This window comes from Flavobacterium sp. WC2509 (genome assembly GCF_052683105.1).
This window is the reverse complement of the sequence record NZ_JBQZFG010000001.1, coordinates 1508786-1526656: the sequence shown is the minus strand read 5'-3', so window position 1 is coordinate 1526656 and position 17871 is coordinate 1508786. Positions and strand designations below refer to the sequence as shown.

Below are 17871 nucleotides of genomic sequence, written 5' to 3'. Positions count from 1 at the left end.
GTTTTTGCGAAAGTAAGACCGTAATGTTATCTCAATGTGTTCTGAGTATTATTTATATATAAAAAAACCGTATCGTTTAATTAAACGATACGGTTTTTTACTGAATGAAGAATCTTTTATTCTTTGACGTTTACTCTAATTCCTTTGGTATGGCTTGAAAATTCTGGTGCATACATGCTTTCAATTGTTGTAATCCCGTTGGAGAAATCACCAAGATTATTTACTCGAATGTCATATTCTAAAACATAAGTTCCTTTGTTTATTTGGTTGAAAAAGAAATGGGTTGCAGTGTCTTTTGTGCTTTTGTAAAAACCGAGTCCGCCTTTGTATTGATAGCTCGAAAGTACATCTATGGGTTCAAAACAAGCAGCTCTCATATCTTTTAGGTGAATAAATTCGACATCTTCTTTGGTTGTAATAATTAAGCGAACGGTAACCAAATCGCCAATTTTCAAACCATTTTGGGCCGTTATTTTTTGTAATTCATCTCCTTTAGCGGTGCTTTTCTTTAGGTACAATTCTTTGGAAACGGATAAAAGGCTCCCTGAATTGGTTTTGATTTTATCCAAGTCTTCAAAATATTGCCAATAAACACCTCCAAAGCCGGGAACTTTTGATTTGTTTTCGATGGAAATAACAGCCATATTTTTTTTGATTTCGTCCGCTTTCCAATTGAGTTTTAAATAACCTGTTTCGGCTTCTTTTTCGTTTTCAGACAGTTTTTTGGTTAGAATTTTTTCTTCTCCAATTTTGATGATTGTGTTGTCTTTGATACTTAGCCAATCAGTTCCTTGCATCAGTAAAGCATAAATCGCTTCGGTGGTGGATTTTGTGGTGGGCCAGTTTTTGGTTTGTTTGTTTTTTAATAACCACACTTTCATGGCGTCAACCGATTTGGTGTCGTTTCCTATTTCGTCGAAAGCCTCAATCAAAAGTGCTTGGGTTTCTATCGGTGCTTGGTGCCAATACCAGCCTGCTTTGTTCGCAATCCAATACATGCCCCAATCTTCATTGTTGGAAGCGGTTTCTTTTAAGCTTTCAATAATTTTTTTGGCAGCATCTTTTTCGCCAAAGCGATTTAATGTTAACGCTGCTAATCCTTTTTCGTATAAAGAATAGTTTAGCCAATCATTTTTGGCTGTTTCAATATACAATTTTGTTGCTTTTTTTAAAGCGTCTGAAAGTGGATAATCTTTTAAATAGAAACTTCGGGTGTATAAATAATGCAAATCAGAATATGGGTTTATCCAAATTAATTTGTCTGTTGTTTTAAGATTTTGACTTCTGATTTTATGATATTCTAAAAATTTTCTATCAAGAAAAGGAATTCCAGTTGAGGAAATCGGCTTGATTTTAGCGGTATTGTTTTCGTTGCTACTTAATTTTGAAAGATGTCCCAAACCAGCCAAAATGTGACGGGTAATGTATTCGTTTTCATCGCTTCCGTCAAACCAGGCAAATCCTCCGGACGATTTTTGCTTTTGTTTTAATTTGTCGAAAGTAGCTTCCTGCGAAGTTTTCATTTTTTCTAAATCAAAAAGTAAGGCTAGATTCTTTTTCTTTTCATCTTCGTTTTGGGCATCGTTTAACCAAGGAGTTTCGGCAAGAATCATTGATTTTAATTCTTCATTTTCTTCTAATTTAGAATTTAATTTTCCGTTTTTTCTCCAAGTTTCAAAAAGGCTGGCAATTTTTGGATTGCTCGAAATGATTTCCGAAGCCAAAGCATTTGCATAAAAACGAGCGAAAGTTTGTTCGGCGCATTCGTGTTCGTATTCCATCAAATAAGGAAGCGATTGAATGGCAGTCCAAGACGGATTCGAAGTGTATTCTAACGTAAACTGATGGTTTTTTAAAGTAGCCGAATTGTTGTTTTTTAAATTCTCAAAAGTGTATTCTTTCTTAGAATTCTCCCGAATCCAAATCGGAATACTTTCGGTAACTAACATATTATTGGTTAAAACCGGTATTATATTTTCTTCCCCATCAGAGAAATTTCCAGCTTTAGCCAAAACTTTGTATTGAACGCCTTGCAGTCCTTCTGGAATTGCGATAGTCCATTTGGTATTTATATTTCCAAATGCGCCAATAGTAAAGTTTTTGACGTTTTTTGCATTCAGCATTTTCGCATTTATGGGCTGCATTGTTGCTGCATCAAAAAACTGTAAAACAGCAATTCCTGTTTTCGCCTGATTAGTCATATTCGAGATTTTTGCACTAATTACAATGGTGTCTTTTTCTCTAAAAAAGCGAGGAAAGTTTGGAGCAATCATCAATTCTTTTTGGGTTATAACACTTTTTTCTAAATAACCAGTTACAGCATCTTTGTTATGTGCTAATAAACGAAGTTTCCAAGCTGTCAAAGCTTCGGGGGAAACAAAACTAAAACTTACTTTCCCTTTGGCATCTGTTTTTAAACTAGGTAGAAAAAATGCAGTTTCAGAGAGATTTTTTCTTGCTTTTACTTGAGTTAAAGCTTCTAATGATTTTTTTGTTGTGATGATAATCACTCCGTTTATGGCTTCAGTTCCGTAAAGAGCAGTTGCGCTGGCGTCTTTTAAAATATCTATTGAAATGATATCCGAAGGATTTAATCTTTTAAAAATAGCTTCAGAGGAGATTTCTCCATCGATAACGTATAACGGTATTGGTCCATTGGCTGAACGAGAGCCATAAATTGAATTGCTACCTCTTACTGATACTCCAGTAAGAGCTTCTTTTTTCATTGAGGCATATCCAATTTTAGGAGATTCTTCTGCAACATCTTCTGCTTTGGCTACTACAGGTTTTACGAATTTAACTTGATCAACTCCAGGTGCAGGTGGAAGACTAATTGCCATTACATTTCCCACTTCTTCTACAGTTATTGCTGCATTTGCATCTCCTTTAATTGAATTAAAATTAAATCCAAACCATTTTAGTCGAGTTTCTTCATTCTGAAATTCTAATGGATTTGATTCTAAATTTAAATTTCGAACATAAATATTGGTCTTGTCAAATCCTAAACCTGTCCTGAAGTATACATTATTGTTATTATAGGCATAAAAATCCAATGCGCCCCAATCCGTTCTGGTAAATTGGTCCAAAGAGCTGTCATACATAGATGCCAAAATCTCGGCTTCCGATTTAGCATTGGAAGCATTCAATTTGAAAGACCAATTTTCATTGCTTCCGGGCTGGATCTTATTTCTAAAACTTTCTGTCAAAAATTCCATTTTTGGCTCTTCAAATTTTAATACTACTTCTATTTGATTATTGAAAGTTTGGTTTTCAAAAATACTTTCAAAACCAATTCTTATGGACTTTTCGAATTCTTTTTGAAACGGTATTATAATAGTAACTTGGTGGTTTTCTATAACAATATTTTTTTCATAAAATGTGCTGTTTTTATAATTGGCAATCGTACGAATGTGCAGTGTGTCTAATGTTGAACGGAGCTGAACGGTTACAAAACCATCTTTTTTCGGGTCTTTATTGATTTGTTCAACGGTAAATAATTGATTTGGGTTGTATTTGTCTTTGCTTTGTATAATTGAAAAACTAGAAATAGTTTCAAGTGGATTTTCAAAACTGTCTTTTGCAGAAAACACAATTTTATAATTTCCAGATTGATAATTAGAAATAAAATCAAGAACTATTTTTTTATCCTTTTCGGTGTCAACATTTTTAGAAAAAACTAAAGTTTCAGTTGGCTTTTCGGAAGCTTTAGAAAAGTTCATTTCGTAGGGAAATAATTTTTCAAAATCAGAATCCGAAATGGTGTTGATTTCAGGTTGTTGAAAAACTCTGTATTTGAATTTATTTGGAAAAGGATTTACAAAATACAATTTGATTTCGCCTTTTACTGCTTTAAATTCTCCATTCAAATTAGTACTGTTCAGTGTGATTTCATTTTTGTTTTTTGTCTCAATGCTATTTGGGATAGAAGCATTCAGTACCAAATCGTGATAGCCCACTTTGATAGTTGCTACCGCCGTGTGCGTTTCGCCATTAATATCGGTAATGCTTGCATTTATTCGGTAATTGAAAACTGGAAGTTGTTCCTTACTCGCATTTTTTGACGGTTGCGCAATAAAATCTATCGCAAATTTCCCAGAAGCATCCGTTTTGGTTTCACTGCTAACTATAATTTCTTCTGGCTCGTAATAGTTAAAATTTCTGAAAGAATTTGTAAAACGGGTTATAATGTAAGTCACTTTAGCATCCGAAATACTGCTTCCTGCAAATGCTTTTGCAGTACCTTTTACAGAAACCGATTGATTCACTTGAAAGCTTTCCTTTTTAGGTTCAAAAGTCACTTCAAACTTCGGACGCTTGTATTCTTCTACTTTAAAATTAGTTGATGAGTTCTGAAATTCTACATTATCCCAAAATGGGTGTTCGGCTTTTGTTTTGTCATAAGAAGTTTCTTTTTTGTAATCTTTAAGTTCGTGTGCCTCAATTCTAAAATCTCCTGTCAATCCTGTTTTTGGTAAAATAAATTCTCCCGAAAAGGAACCAAATTCATTGGTGGTAACTTCAAATTCTTTAAAATTGGTGTAATTAGGATCTTGGATGGTTATTTTGAAAGAAGTATTAGGAACAACACTTGATTTGTTTTTCTTTTTTTGAATCGCAATTCCTTTATAATAAACCGTTTGTCCCGGACGATAAATAGCGCGGTCTAAATAGAATTGTACTTTGCTTTTCGCTTTTTCGTTTTGATTATTTTCGGCATAATCAACGCCATATGCAATGTAGTTTTTGTTAATTAAAATAGTGTCGTTCGCAGTGGTGAATAGAATGGGGAAATTATTGTAATAGTTATTGTTGCTCTCTTTTGATTTATATGTCGCTAAGCCATCCGCATTAGTTTTCATATCAAAATAACTTGATTTTAAAATGACATTTTCCAACGGTTTACCTGTTTTTCTGTCGAGAACAGTGTAATATTCAGTGCCAGCTTTTGCATTTGCCAAAACCGAAAGATTAGATACTGTAATGGTTTCGTAGCCAAAACCTTTTTTGTCTTTGGAGTCGGTATCACTTTCAAAATAAACTAAATAACTTCCGGTTTCTAACATTGGTAAAACGACTTCGGTAGTATATTCGAAATAATCTTTTTTATCAATGAGTTGGTAACTTTTTGAGATTAATGGCTTTTTGTGAGTTACAATTTGTGTTGTTAAACTGTCTATTTTGTTGGGGATATTATGAAAATCTGCAATCTTGCTGTAATTGATTTTAAAAAAGGAAATCGTTAAGTTGTTTGTGTTTTTAGATCGAATAAAAGCTCTCGCGTTTTCTTTATTGTAAATGTATTTTTGGAGTTCGACTTGAATGGTTTTTGAAAGCAGCTCTTCCTTTTTTTGAATGGCCAGTTTGTAGGTATTTGAATTATTGTTGATTTTCAAAACATTTTCTAATTCGGAAATCGCTTTATTGTTATAATCAGGATGTGTTTCTTTGGATGCTAATTTGGAATAAACATTAGCCTTTTCTAATTGAATTTTTTGCAGTTGAATTGCTTCTTTTGTTTCTTTTTCTAAGGAAATTAAAGCATTCAATAAATCTTCATCTGATTTTATCAGGAACTCAGAGCAAAACAATATGCGTTCTAATTTGTTATCAATAGTTGGAGCGTCAGCTTCTAGTTTTTGATATAAGGAGAGCACTTTTTTTAGATTTTCATCTTTGATAAAATCAAGGTTTAATTTTAAAAAGGCACCTGTGTTGCCTAGAAAGATGTTTTTATAATTTTCATATTCTTTTGGCTGAAAATTCCATTCGTATATTTTTGATTTATAAAAAGTAATATTTTCTTCTAATAAATAATCAAATAGATTTTCTTTTTTGAATTTTTCTAAAGTAAAGAAATCAAAAATTGGTTCGTAATTAGTTAAAGGAGTTGCTTTTAAAGCAGTTTCGTTTTCTAATGTTTTATCGAATATTTTGACAATATCTTCTGCGGTTTTAAAATCATTAACTGTTGAAGTGTCAATTGTTGCTTCATTATTTCCCTCTGCGAGTGCGATTGTATCTGCAACTACAACTGCAACGTCATCATAATGCTCATTGTAATCACTCAAACATTTTGCATAAACCAAGTTCAGTATGGCCTGAGACGGAATACTTACATACTTAATTTGCGTTTTTAAATTATTTAAAATTTTGGTTTGTGCGTTTTCATCGACTACCTGCAAATATTTGGAAGAATAGAAAAAACATTTGATGATTTGAACTTCGTCTTTTTTGGAAACTGCCTTTTTGTAGATTTTGGCAACGATTTCATTGGCTGTTTTTATTTTGCCATCATTTTCGTTTTTGATGACCTTATTCCATTCCTTTTCGTATTGTTGCGAAAATAATGTAGTCGAAATTAAAAGAAGGAGCAAATAAATGTTTTTCATAAGTATAATGGAATTCTGCATTATATTAAAAAATAATTTTCGTACAAATTACTGATTTTTGGCTAAATCCAATTGTAATAGGCATGTTTTCTTATTTTTTCGAGCAAATGAATTGTGCTTATTTTTTGTAAATGATTAAGTAGCCCTAATCAGAGAAAGGAAATAGGTTCAGTTAATTTAGAAAATGGCAACGGAAGTGGATGAAGCTAAAATTGTGATATATATCACTTTTACTTTAAAAAATTAACATTATGTTTGTCAGATATAGCTCATTAGAACTTGTTTTGTAAGAACTATGTATAAATGATTGGTAATCAATTGAAACACGTATAATCTAAAATAAAAAAACCATTTATTATGAATGAAAACCAAACTCCTTTAGAAATTGACGGAATAGATGATAGTATATATGCAGGATTTTGGCTGAGATTTGCTTCGCTTTTAATAGATGCTGTCATTATGTTGCCAATAATATTTCTAATATTATATTTAAATGGATTAGGAAAAAATATTTATTTCTATACAGTTATACCAAATTTTGTTTTTGGACTCTGGTATTATATTTACTTGACTAAAAAAAATGGCGGAACACCTGGTAAAATAATAGCTGGTATGAAAATAATCAAATTGAATGGAGAATCAATTGATTGGAAAGAAGCCATTTTAAGACATTCTATTTTGTTAGTTTTAACTTTATTCAGTGTTATAATGATGACGTTATGTCTTTTATCTGCCGATGAGACAGTTTTTAATAATTTGGGTTGGATGAAGCGCTCACAATATCTAATGTCTTTATCTCCAATGTTTTTTTTGATTTATACATGGGTTTCTAATATTTGGATTTATAGCGAATTCATAGTTCTTTTAACAAACAAAAGAAAAAGAGCCATTCATGATTATATAGCAGGAACTGTAATTGTGAAAACTAGATATATAAGCAAAATTAGAGAAGCGATGAATATTCAAGACTAAATTAATTTAGTTGGCCTACAAGCACAATATTTTGTGAGACTATGAGATTTAGTAGAATTTGCGTTTTCAATCATAATTACTTTCAGCCAGAAAAATTTCTATCAGATTAATTAACCCCAACCAACCAATAACCAATTATGAAAAAAGTAAAGTTAAGTCTGTTAATTATTATTATGATGATTTGTGTCCAATTGCAGGCACAAGCACCAACAAGAAACCGTCAAAAAGAAGAAAAAATAGAAAAACAGCTTGAGGCGATAGATCCTTCACTGGTAGAAACTTTTAAAAAGGGTACCATCGCTATGGACGAACAAAAATATAAACTGGCAGACAGTTTATATTCGATTGTTTATGCCAAAGCTCCCAATTTTGACCCTGTTATCCGCCGACATGGCAGCTTACAGTTAAGCTTGGGAAATACTCAAGAAGGAATAAATTTATGCAAAAAGGCAGTTGAAATAAACAGATCGGCTTACAACTTATCAAGTTTGGCAGAGGGGTACATGATTTCTAAAGATTCAACAAAACTCTATGAAGCACAGCAATTATTTTTGGAGGCAGTAAAACTTCCAGGCGGTGATGATGTAGAAATTCTTGCCGAGTCTGTTCAAGCCTCGCTTCGGGTAAATGACATCACCACTGCAAAAGGAATAGTGGAAAAACTAAAAGGAAAATATCCAAATGAGATGTTTACCCATTACTATAGCGCTGTGATGTTGACTTATGGAGAACAATGGAAAGAAGCTAAAAAAGAAATACTCAAAGCTCAGGAAAAGGGGCTTCCGCAAGAAGATGTTGATCAATTTTTGAATTCGGGGATAAACGATGAAATATTCAAAATTAATGCCGTCTTTTATTTTGGTTTTTTTGTGGCTGTATGGGCTTTTGGACTTTTATTATTATTTCTTATCGGCAAATTGTTTTCCAATGTTACTTTAAAAGCCATCGAAAGTGACCAGTTAGAAACCAGTTCTGTGAAACCAGGAGGTTGGTTACGTTCAGGATATAAAACTCTAATTAATATAGGAGGTTATTATTATTACATATCGTTGCCAGTCATATTTGTTTTAATTATAGGGCTCACCGGTGGAATAATATATCTTTTTTTATTAGCTGGAACAATTCCGATTAAACTTGTAGCCATTCTGGTTATTGGTGCACTAATTACTATTTATAATATGATTCGTTCATTGCTTTTAAAAGTTGATTACAGTGATCCAGGTCGCGAACTAAAGAAAGAAGAAGCTCCAAAATTATTTAGTCTTACCGATGAAGTGGCCCAGATAATGGGAACTCGTCCCATAGAAGAAATTCGTATCACTCCGTTGACCGATCTCGCTGTTTACGAAAAAGGTACAAAGAGAGAGAAAATAAATGATGAAGGTAAACGAATCCTAATACTTGGCACGGCTGTTTTAAAAAATTTCAAAAAAGGAGATTTTAAAGCTGTACTGGCTCATGAATACGGGCATTTTACACACAGGGATACTGCGGGAGGTGAAGTTGCCTTTAGAGTGCAAAACGATATTACGAAATATTTTATAGCACTATACAATGCTCAACAAAATACAATATGGAATGTTGCTTTTCACTTTCTTAGATTGTACAATTTTATATTTCAGAATATAAGTCATGGTGCATCGCGCCTACAGGAAGTTCTTGCCGACAGGGTAGCTGCTGAAACATTTGGTACGCCAGCATTTGTAAATGGGTTGACGCATGTTATTAAAAGACAAATCGAGTTTGGAAAATATGCTGATGTTGAAATTGAAGAAGCTTTAGAATTGAAACGCCCGATAAACAATCTTTATGAATTAAAAGGTAATCAAGATGCAACAATTGAAGAAGAACTGAGCAAAGCGCTGAACAGCAAAACAACTGAAGACGACACACATCCTAGCCCAGCTGACAGATTCAGATATATAGATGGAATTAAAACAGCAAATATTTTGGAAGATGATTCGCTAGTAAGTGATTTGTTTGAAGATTGGAATGCCTTGACTGAAGAAATGACTAAAATAATAGAGGCTAGAATTGAAAGAAACTAATATAGATGATGATCCGATCACCAGAGTATTTTTGGCAGAAACTCATAAATAATAAGCCACTAAATAAATTTATAGAATTAGTTTGCTTTAGCTTTTGCAATGTTTTTAAACAGTTGTGCGTCTGGATATAAAAAATAAATTGTAGTGTTTTCAACGCGCTTAGGAAAAAGAGTACTTAATTTAAAATTAAATAAGTTGGCTCCTCTTTTTTTTATCCAGTTTTCTTAAAATCAATATATTTGAAATGAAAATCCAATCTTAAAACTAAAAAAGTATGAATCCTAAAGTTGATTTTTATTTTGATAAAACCTCAAAATGGCAGTCAGAATTGGAACAATTAAGAAGAATTGTTTTGGACTGTCAGTTAACCGAAGAATTAAAATGGGGCAATCCTTGCTATACTTTTCAAGGAAAGAATATTGTCTTGATACACGATTTTAAGGAATACTGCGCTTTTTTGTTTTTCAAAGGTGCTTTGTTAAGTAATGCTGATGGTATTTTGATTCAGCAATCTAAAAATGTGCAGGCGGCCAGACAGATTCGGTTTACCAATGTTGAAGAAATAATGGAGATGCAAACCATTTTGAAAGCCCATATTTATGAAGCTATTGAAGTGGAAAAAGCTGGTTTAGAAGTGAAATTCAAAAAAACGGAAGAATTTCTCCTTGTTGAAGAATTTCAAAAGAAATTGAACGAATTACCTGAATTGAAAACGGCGTTCGAAGCCTTAACACCTGGACGACAAAGAGCGTATATGCTTCATTTTTCTTCACCTAAACAATCTAAAACCCGGGAATCAAGAATAGAAAAATGCATGCCAAAAATTCTTGACGGTAAAGGATTGAATGATTAGTATCTTTGGAATAAATATAATCTTTTGTAGATAAATCATGTCTGAAATATTCAAAAATCATTTAAAAAAATTCATCGAAATAGAAGAAAGTGAGCTTTCTGGAATTTTAGCTTTTTTTCAGATTAAAAAGATAAAGAAAAAAGAAAATTTGCTTGTTGAAGGTCAGATTTGCAAATCACATTATTTTGTGTTGAACGGTTGTCTGCGAAAATTTTTTATCAATGGAAAAGGCATGGAGCAAACCACAGAATTTGCACTCGAAACTTGGTGGATGACAGATAATTTGGCTTACGAGCGGGGATTGTCAACAGAATTTTATATTCAGGCGGTAGAGAATTCTGAGATTTTGGTAATTGATCGTGAAGAACAGGAAAAGCTATTAATTGAATTTCCGAAAATGGAACGTTATTTTAGATTCATTTATCAACGAGCATACGCAGCCACGCAAATGCGGATAAAATACCTGTATGATTTTTCCAAAGAAGAATTCTATGAGCACTTGTGCAAAGGACATCCTGAATTTGTACAACGGATTCCACAATATTTAATAGCTTCTTTTTTAGGATTTACCCCTGAATATTTAAGTGAAATCAGGAATAAAAAGCGTTCTTAAACTGGTTTAAGTTTTTTCTATTATCTATTTCAGAAATTTGTACTGTTAATTTAAAACAAACAAAAAAATGGAAAATAGAATAGACATCAACGCAATCGAACCTCAAGCTTACAAAGCCATGTACGCATTGGAAGGTTATTTGGCAACAACACAATTATCAAATACAAATAAAGAATTAATAAAAATCAGAGCTTCTCAAATTAACGGATGTGCCTTTTGTCTCGATATGCACACAAAAGATGCATTAAAATATGGTGAAACTACACAGCGTATTTTTTTACTGAATGCTTGGCGTGAAACCAATTTATTTACTGACGAAGAAAAAGTGATTTTGGCGATTACCGAAGAAATTACGTTGATCCACAATCAAGGTTTATCTTCTGAAACATATAAAAAAGCTGAACAGTTTTTTGACAAAAATACCATCGCACAAATTATAATGGCAGTTGTTACTATAAATGCATGGAATAGAATTGCTGTGAGTACACAGTTGGAGCCTGCAAAATAAAAGAGTCGCTTCCACTTTGAATAACTGAAAAGCGCAAAAGTTCCTGACTTTTGCGCTTTTTTTATGATTGAACGTTATGTTGCAAAAAAGTTTTCAGGTAAAAGAATGAAAATGATTCAATTCCTATTTTTCAGTTAAAAAGACTACTATTCTTTTAGAAATTCTTTATTTTTGGAGAATGAAATTACTGTTAAGCTTTTTTTTGATATTTCCATTATTATTGAGTTCCCAATCTTTTGAAAAAGGGGAAAAATTATTCGTTGAAGGGAAATTTAACCAAGCACAACTTGTTCTTGAAAATTACTTAAAAAGCAATCCAAATCATCTTAAAACTTTAGAATATTTAGGCGATATTGCAGGCCAAAATAAGGCATGGGATAAGTCTATAAGTTATTATAAAAAGTTAGAAAATCTAAAGCCTACCGAAGCTAATTACTATTTTAAATATGGTGGTGCTTTGGCTATGAAATCTTTAGAAGTGAATAAAATCAAAGCGTTAGGAATGATTGGCGAAGTGAGATCTTCTTTTGAAAAAGCAATCGCATTGAATCCAAAACATATCGAAGCAAGATGGGCATTAATTGAATTAAATTTACAGTTACCTGCAATAGTAGGCGGAAGTGAATCTAAAGCGATTAAATATTCGTCTGAATTGAGAGAATTGTCTCCTGTTGATGGCTATTTATCCCGAGGTCATATTGAGGAACATTTCAATAGAAATACTGAGGCGGAAGTGCAATATAAAAGAGCTATTTTAATTGGAGGTTCGAAGGTTTGTTATCAAACATTGGCGGATTTTTATAAAAATAAAATGAAACAACCAGACAAAGCCAATAAAGTTTGGGAAGAGTATAAAAATAAAAACAATAAAGGAATCAAGTAATTGATTATCGAATAAAGCAATATAAAGACATTAGATGAAAACACATTTCATTGCCATAGGCGGAAGCGCAATGCACAACTTAGCATTGGCATTACACAACAAAGGATATCAAGTTACTGGAAGTGATGATGCTATTTTTGAACCTTCAAAATCAAGATTAGAGAAAAAAGGAATTTTGCCTGCTGAGTTAGGTTGGTTTCCAGAGAAAATTACTGCCGATATTGAAGCTATAATTCTTGGAATGCACGCCAAAGCCGATAATCCTGAGCTTTTAAGAGCACAGGAATTAGGATTGAAAATTTATTCATATCCGGAATTTTTATATGAACAGTCAAAAAACAAAACACGCGTAGTTATTGGGGGGTCACACGGAAAAACAACCATAACTTCGATGATTTTACATGTAATGCATTACCACAATATCGAAGTAGATTATATGGTTGGTGCACAATTGGAAGGTTTTGACACTATGGTTCATCTTACAGAAGAAAATGATTTTATGGTTTTGGAAGGGGATGAATATTTATCTTCACCAATTGACAGAAGACCTAAATTTCACTTGTACCAACCCAATATTGCATTGATATCTGGTATTGCTTGGGATCATATTAATGTTTTTCCAACCTATGATTTTTATGTAGAACAGTTTGAAATTTTTATCGATAAAATTACAAACGGCGGAATTTTGGTTTACAATGAAGACGATTCAGAAGTAAAACGTGTTGCCGAAAAAGCAACTAATCCAATTCGAAAACTAGCATATCATACTCCAAAATATACTGTAAATGATGGTGTAACTTTGCTGGAAACTCCAGAAGGAGCAATGCCTATTGAAGTTTTTGGGGCGCATAATTTAAATAATTTGGCTGGAGCCAAATGGATTTGCCAAAATATGGGAGTTGATGAAGCTGATTTTTATGAAGCCATTGCTAGTTTCAAAGGAGCTTCAAAACGTTTGGAAAAAATTGCAGAAGGAAAAGGAAAAGTAGCTTACAAAGATTTTGCCCATTCGCCTAGTAAAGTAGCTGCGACGACAAAAGCTGTAAAAGAGCAATACCCAAGCCGTACTTTAGTGGCTTGTTTAGAATTGCATACTTACAGCAGTTTGAATGCTGAATTTTTGAAAGAATATGAAGGAGCGCTTGAATATGCTGATGTTGCTGTGGTTTTCTATTCTCCAGATGCTGTTAAAATTAAGCAATTGGAAGAAGTGACCTATGAGCAAATAGCCAAAGCTTTCAACAGAGAAGATTTGATTATTTATACCAATCCAAAAGATTTTAAAGACTATTTGTTTAATCTGAATTTAGATAATTCTGCATTATTATTGATGAGTTCTGGGAATTATGGAGGGTTGAATTTTTATGAAGTAAAAGGTTTGATTGAATAAATCGCAAACAATACAAATAAAGGGATAAGCCAATTAGCAGTTGTTAATTGGCTTTTTTAATACTATTTAAGTAAAATTTATACGTATTTTCTTCTTTATTTATGTAGTTTAGCTAAATAAGATATTTTGTATGGATGCAAAGATTAAAGTTTCGAAAACAACTAGTGAGAACACTGATTTTATTTTTTTGATAAAAACTTTTGACGCTTATTTATGGGAACGTTACCCAGAGTTGAAAAAGGAATATTGGGGGAATAATTTAATAGAGTTTAATACCAATGTTTGTATTGTTTATTTAGATAAGAAAGCAGTTGCCTGCGGTTGTTTTAAAAAGTATAATACAGAATCGGTTGAGCTAAAACGGATGTTTGTTTTACCTGAAGCAAGAGGATTAGGTTTGGCTCAGTTAGTAATTAAAGAATTAGAAGCAGAGGCAAAAAGTCAAGGTTTTAAGGTTTTGATTTTAGAAACTTTATACAAACAAATTGAAGCAATTAATTTGTATCAAAAAGCAGGTTTTAAAATTGTAGATAATTACGAGCCTTATGTAGGTTTGTTGAATAGTGTTTGTATGAGTAAATCTATTATTTAAATTTTATGACAATGGAATCAAACAATTTTCCAATCACACATTGGTCCGAAGATGATAAACCGCGCGAAAAGCTAATGCTCAAAGGCAAAAGTGTTTTGAGCGATGCAGAATTAATTGCTATTTTAATTGGTTCTGGAAATCGAAACGAATCGGCAGTAGATTTAAGCAAAAGGATTTTAGCAAGTGTAGATCATAATTTAAATGCTTTAGGGAAGTTATCTATTGCGCAATTAATCAACTTTAAAGGGATAGGCGAAGCCAAAGCCATATCGATAATTGCAGCAATGGAACTGGGAAGGCGAAGAAGGAGCGAAGATGTAATTGAGTTAACAAAAGTAACCTCCAGTAAAGCTGTTTTCGAAGTAATGCAACCTATAATTGGAGAGTTATCTCATGAAGAATTTTGGGTTTTGTTTTTAAATAATTCCAATAAAATACTTTTCAAAGCACAATTGAGTAAAGGTGGAATGACAGGAACTGTCGTTGATACTCGGATTGTATTTAAAATTGCTTTAGAACAAAATGCAACTTCCATAATTTTGACGCACAATCACCCTTCGGGTAAATTACAAGCTAGTGATGCCGATATTCAGATTACAAAAAGAATTAAAAATGCTGGACAGCAACTGGATATTCCGGTTTTAGATCATATAATTATTGCCGAAAGAGGTTATTACAGTTTTGTTGATGAAGGGATTTTTTAAAATAGTAGTTTAAATAGATTGAGTTGTTTTATCTTTACACTTGAATGTTTTGTTTAGATAAAAATGAAGAATAATTTTTGTAAAATTAATTTACTGAACAAAACGATTTTCCTTTCGATAAACGAATCTTTAAATAATTAATTTTTACATGTTATCTTCTAAAATAACCGATATTTTCTTTGATTTAGATCATACACTTTGGGATTTTGATGTCAATTCTGAACTAGCTTTTAAAACTATTTTCAAGAAAAATCATCCAACAATTGTAATAGCCGATTTTATAGAAAAATATATTCCTATCAATCAGGCATGTTGGAAATTATATCAATATGACAAAATTACACATGCCGAATTACGATACAATCGTCTCAAACATACTTTTGATGCGTTAGAATATTTTGTCTCAGATGCTCAAATAGAAAATATTGCTCAAGATTATATTGAGTTATTGCCTCAAAATAATTGTTTGTTTGACGGGACAATAGAAGTGCTGGAATATTTAGAAAAAAAGTATAAATTGCACATCATAACAAATGGCTTTGCTGAGGTGCAATACAAGAAAATAAACAATTCGAATATTGCTGGTTTTTTCAAAACAATTACTAATTCGGAGATGGCTGGAGTTAAGAAACCAAATCCTATTATTTTTGAATATGCTCTTAATTTAGCACAAGCCAATAAAGAAAATAGTGTAATGATTGGAGATTGTTTGGAAGCCGATATACAAGGGGCTTTAAACGCAGGATTAAACGCCATTTTTTTTAATGACAAAAATATTCAAGTAGAACAGGATATTAAACAAGTAACTCATTTATTAGAACTAAAAAAATATTTATAAATCATGAAGTCAAAATTTCTATTCCTATTACTGTTTGTTTCCAGTTTTGGTTTTTCTCAATCTGTTAATGATTTTTCAGCAGTAATTGTTCCTTTAAAATATGATTTTCTTAGATCGGAAAATCAGTATCGTCTTTCTACACTAACTAAGCTTAATTTACAAAAAGCTGGTTTTAAAGTTTTTTATGCCAATGAATCGTTTTTTAACGGATATAATGATAGATGTAATTTGTTAAACGTAGATGTATTAAAAGAAAATGGATTTTTAGTTACTAAACTTTATGTTGTTCTTAAAGATTGTAACGGCAAAGAGATCTTTAAATCTGAAATAGGGAAGAGTAGAGAGAAAGAATTTGATGTAGCTTATGCAGAGGCCTTAAATGCAGCTTTTAAATCTGTATATGCATTGAATTATAAATACAATGGTACAGTTATAGCCAGTAATAATTCAAAAGCAACTATTTTAGAGCCAACTGTAAAAGCTACTGCGGCAGCTGCCAGTATGCCTAGTAGTGCAGCACAAGAAGGAACAGTTTTATTTGCTCAGCCTATTAAAAACGGTTATCAATTAGTTGATAGCACTCCAAAAGTGGTTATGAAAATGTATAAAACGGCCAACCCTTCTATTTATTTAGGTGTAAAAGAAAATATACAAGGGGCTGTTGTTTTAAAAGAAAATCAATGGTACTTTGAGTATTATGAAAATGATAATTTTATTTCTGACAAGATTGCAATAAAGTTTTAAGATAGAAAAAGTAGTAAATATTAATACCCGTATTTATCTTTCCAACGATTTTTCAAAAACTCACGAGTAGTATTTTCTCTTGAATTATGACCTGGAACATAAATAGGGGTATTACTCAATGCATCTGGTAAAAATTCTTGTTCGGCAAAATTGTTAGCATAATCATGAGAATATTTATAATCTTCGCCATATCCTAATTCCTTCATTAGTTTGGTAGGAGCATTGCGTAAATGAATAGGAACGGGTAAATCACCAGTCTGTTTGACTAATTGTTGAGCAGTACCAATAGCCAAATAGGAAGCATTGCTTTTTGGTGAAGTAGCAAGATAAATAGCACATTGGCTCAAAATAATTCTGCTTTCGGGATAGCCAATTGTCGAAACCGCCTGAAAAGCATTATTAGCCATTATAAAAGCAGTTGGATTGGCATTGCCAATATCTTCGCTGGATAAAATCAACATTCTTCGGGCAATAAATTTCACATCTTCACCACCTTCAATCATTCTGGCCAACCAATAAACAGCTCCGTTCGGATCACTGCCCCGAATCGATTTTATAAAAGCCGAAACAATGTCATAATGCTGTTCGCCAGTTTTGTCATATAAAACCGTATTTTGTTGTACTAATTCAAAAACCCGATCATTGGTGATTAAAATTTCGTCTTCAGCGGAAGCGTTTACGACCAATTCAAAAATATTTAATAGTTTGCGTCCATCACCGCCAGAAAGACGTAGGAGAGCCTCTGTTTCAACTAATTCTATTTTTTTAGAAGCCAAAGAACTATCGATTTTCATCGCTCTATGCAACAAAAGTTCTAAATCTACTTTTGTGAAGGCGTTCAAAACATAGACCTGACAACGAGACAATAAAGCAGGAATAACTTCAAAACTTGGATTTTCGGTTGTGGCACCAATAAGTGTAATCCATCCTTTTTCAACCGCTGCTAATAAGGAATCTTGTTGCGATTTACTAAAACGATGAATCTCGTCAATAAACAAAATAGGATTTTTTGCAGTAAATAATCCGCCACTTTGTTTTGCTTTTTCAATTACATCTCTAATATCCTTAACCCCAGAATTAATCGCACTCAATATATAAAAAGGGCGATTAGACTCTTGAGCAATAATTTGTGCCAAAGTTGTCTTACCTGTTCCGGGTGGTCCCCAAAAAATTAAGGAAGGTATAATGCCCTTCGCAATTTGTTGTGTCAACGAACCATTAGGACCAACCAAATGGGACTGACTAATATAATCTTCTAGTTTTTGAGGGCGTATGCGTTCTGCTAATGGTGCTTCCATTTGGTAAAATTACACATTTTTTATATTTTTTAGAAGCTA

The 17871-nt window shown here is 32.5% G+C and carries 13 protein-coding genes; 11 read left to right on the top strand and 2 right to left on the bottom strand.

The window, feature by feature from the left end; all coding sequences use genetic code 11:
- Positions 1-116: 116 nt before the first annotated feature.
- Positions 117-6389, bottom strand: coding sequence for an alpha-2-macroglobulin family protein (locus ACUN3A_RS06445; protein ID WP_445550488.1), 6273 nt, complete (start codon positions 6387-6389; stop codon positions 117-119).
- Positions 6390-6746: 357 nt separating this feature from the next.
- On the opposite strand from ACUN3A_RS06445, the gene ACUN3A_RS06440 reads away from it, so the two are divergent.
- From ACUN3A_RS06440 to ACUN3A_RS06390, 11 genes are all read left to right on the top strand, one after another.
- Positions 6747-7361 carry an RDD family protein gene (locus ACUN3A_RS06440; protein WP_445550487.1) on the top strand — a complete coding sequence of 205 codons (615 nt, stop codon included), beginning with the start codon at positions 6747-6749 and terminating at the stop codon, positions 7359-7361.
- 137 nt (positions 7362-7498) lie between these two features.
- On the top strand, positions 7499-9409 hold the full coding sequence (locus ACUN3A_RS06435) for a M48 family metalloprotease (RefSeq protein ID WP_445550486.1): 1911 nt from the start codon (positions 7499-7501) through the stop codon (positions 9407-9409).
- Between the two features lie 274 nt (positions 9410-9683).
- Positions 9684-10262 carry a YdeI/OmpD-associated family protein gene (locus ACUN3A_RS06430; protein ID WP_445550485.1) on the top strand — a complete coding sequence of 193 codons (579 nt, stop codon included), beginning with the start codon at positions 9684-9686 and terminating at the stop codon, positions 10260-10262.
- Between the two features lie 37 nt (positions 10263-10299).
- Complete coding sequence (locus tag ACUN3A_RS06425) at positions 10300-10875, top strand: Crp/Fnr family transcriptional regulator (protein WP_445550484.1); 576 nt, start codon at positions 10300-10302, stop codon at positions 10873-10875.
- A gap of 67 nt (positions 10876-10942) precedes the next feature.
- Complete coding sequence (locus ACUN3A_RS06420) at positions 10943-11383, top strand: carboxymuconolactone decarboxylase family protein (protein WP_445550483.1); 441 nt, start codon at positions 10943-10945, stop codon at positions 11381-11383.
- A 178-nt stretch (positions 11384-11561) separates the two neighbouring features.
- The gene (locus ACUN3A_RS06415; protein ID WP_445550482.1) at positions 11562-12266 is read left to right on the top strand and encodes a tetratricopeptide repeat protein; all 705 of its coding nucleotides are present in this window, start codon (positions 11562-11564) and stop codon (positions 12264-12266) included.
- Between the two features lie 34 nt (positions 12267-12300).
- The gene (locus ACUN3A_RS06410; protein ID WP_445550481.1) at positions 12301-13656 is read left to right on the top strand and encodes a UDP-N-acetylmuramate--L-alanine ligase; all 1356 of its coding nucleotides are present in this window, start codon (positions 12301-12303) and stop codon (positions 13654-13656) included.
- 130 nt (positions 13657-13786) lie between these two features.
- Entirely contained in the window at positions 13787-14248 is a 462-nt protein-coding gene (locus tag ACUN3A_RS06405) for a GNAT family N-acetyltransferase (RefSeq protein WP_445550480.1), read from the top strand.
- Between the two features lie 11 nt (positions 14249-14259).
- Positions 14260-14952 (top strand): RadC family protein, encoded by a 693-nt coding sequence (gene radC, locus ACUN3A_RS06400; RefSeq protein WP_445550479.1) that lies wholly within the window; start codon positions 14260-14262, stop codon positions 14950-14952.
- Positions 14953-15100: 148 nt separating this feature from the next.
- A complete protein-coding gene (locus ACUN3A_RS06395) occupies positions 15101-15790 on the top strand; it encodes a YjjG family noncanonical pyrimidine nucleotidase (protein WP_445550478.1) in 690 nt (229 codons plus the stop codon).
- A 3-nt stretch (positions 15791-15793) separates the two neighbouring features.
- Entirely contained in the window at positions 15794-16534 is a 741-nt protein-coding gene (locus ACUN3A_RS06390) for a hypothetical protein (RefSeq protein WP_445550477.1), read from the top strand.
- A gap of 20 nt (positions 16535-16554) precedes the next feature.
- On the opposite strand, the gene ACUN3A_RS06385 is transcribed toward ACUN3A_RS06390, so the two are convergent.
- Complete coding sequence (locus ACUN3A_RS06385; RefSeq protein ID WP_445550476.1) at positions 16555-17832, bottom strand: replication-associated recombination protein A; 1278 nt, start codon at positions 17830-17832, stop codon at positions 16555-16557.
- Positions 17833-17871 lie beyond the last annotated feature (39 nt).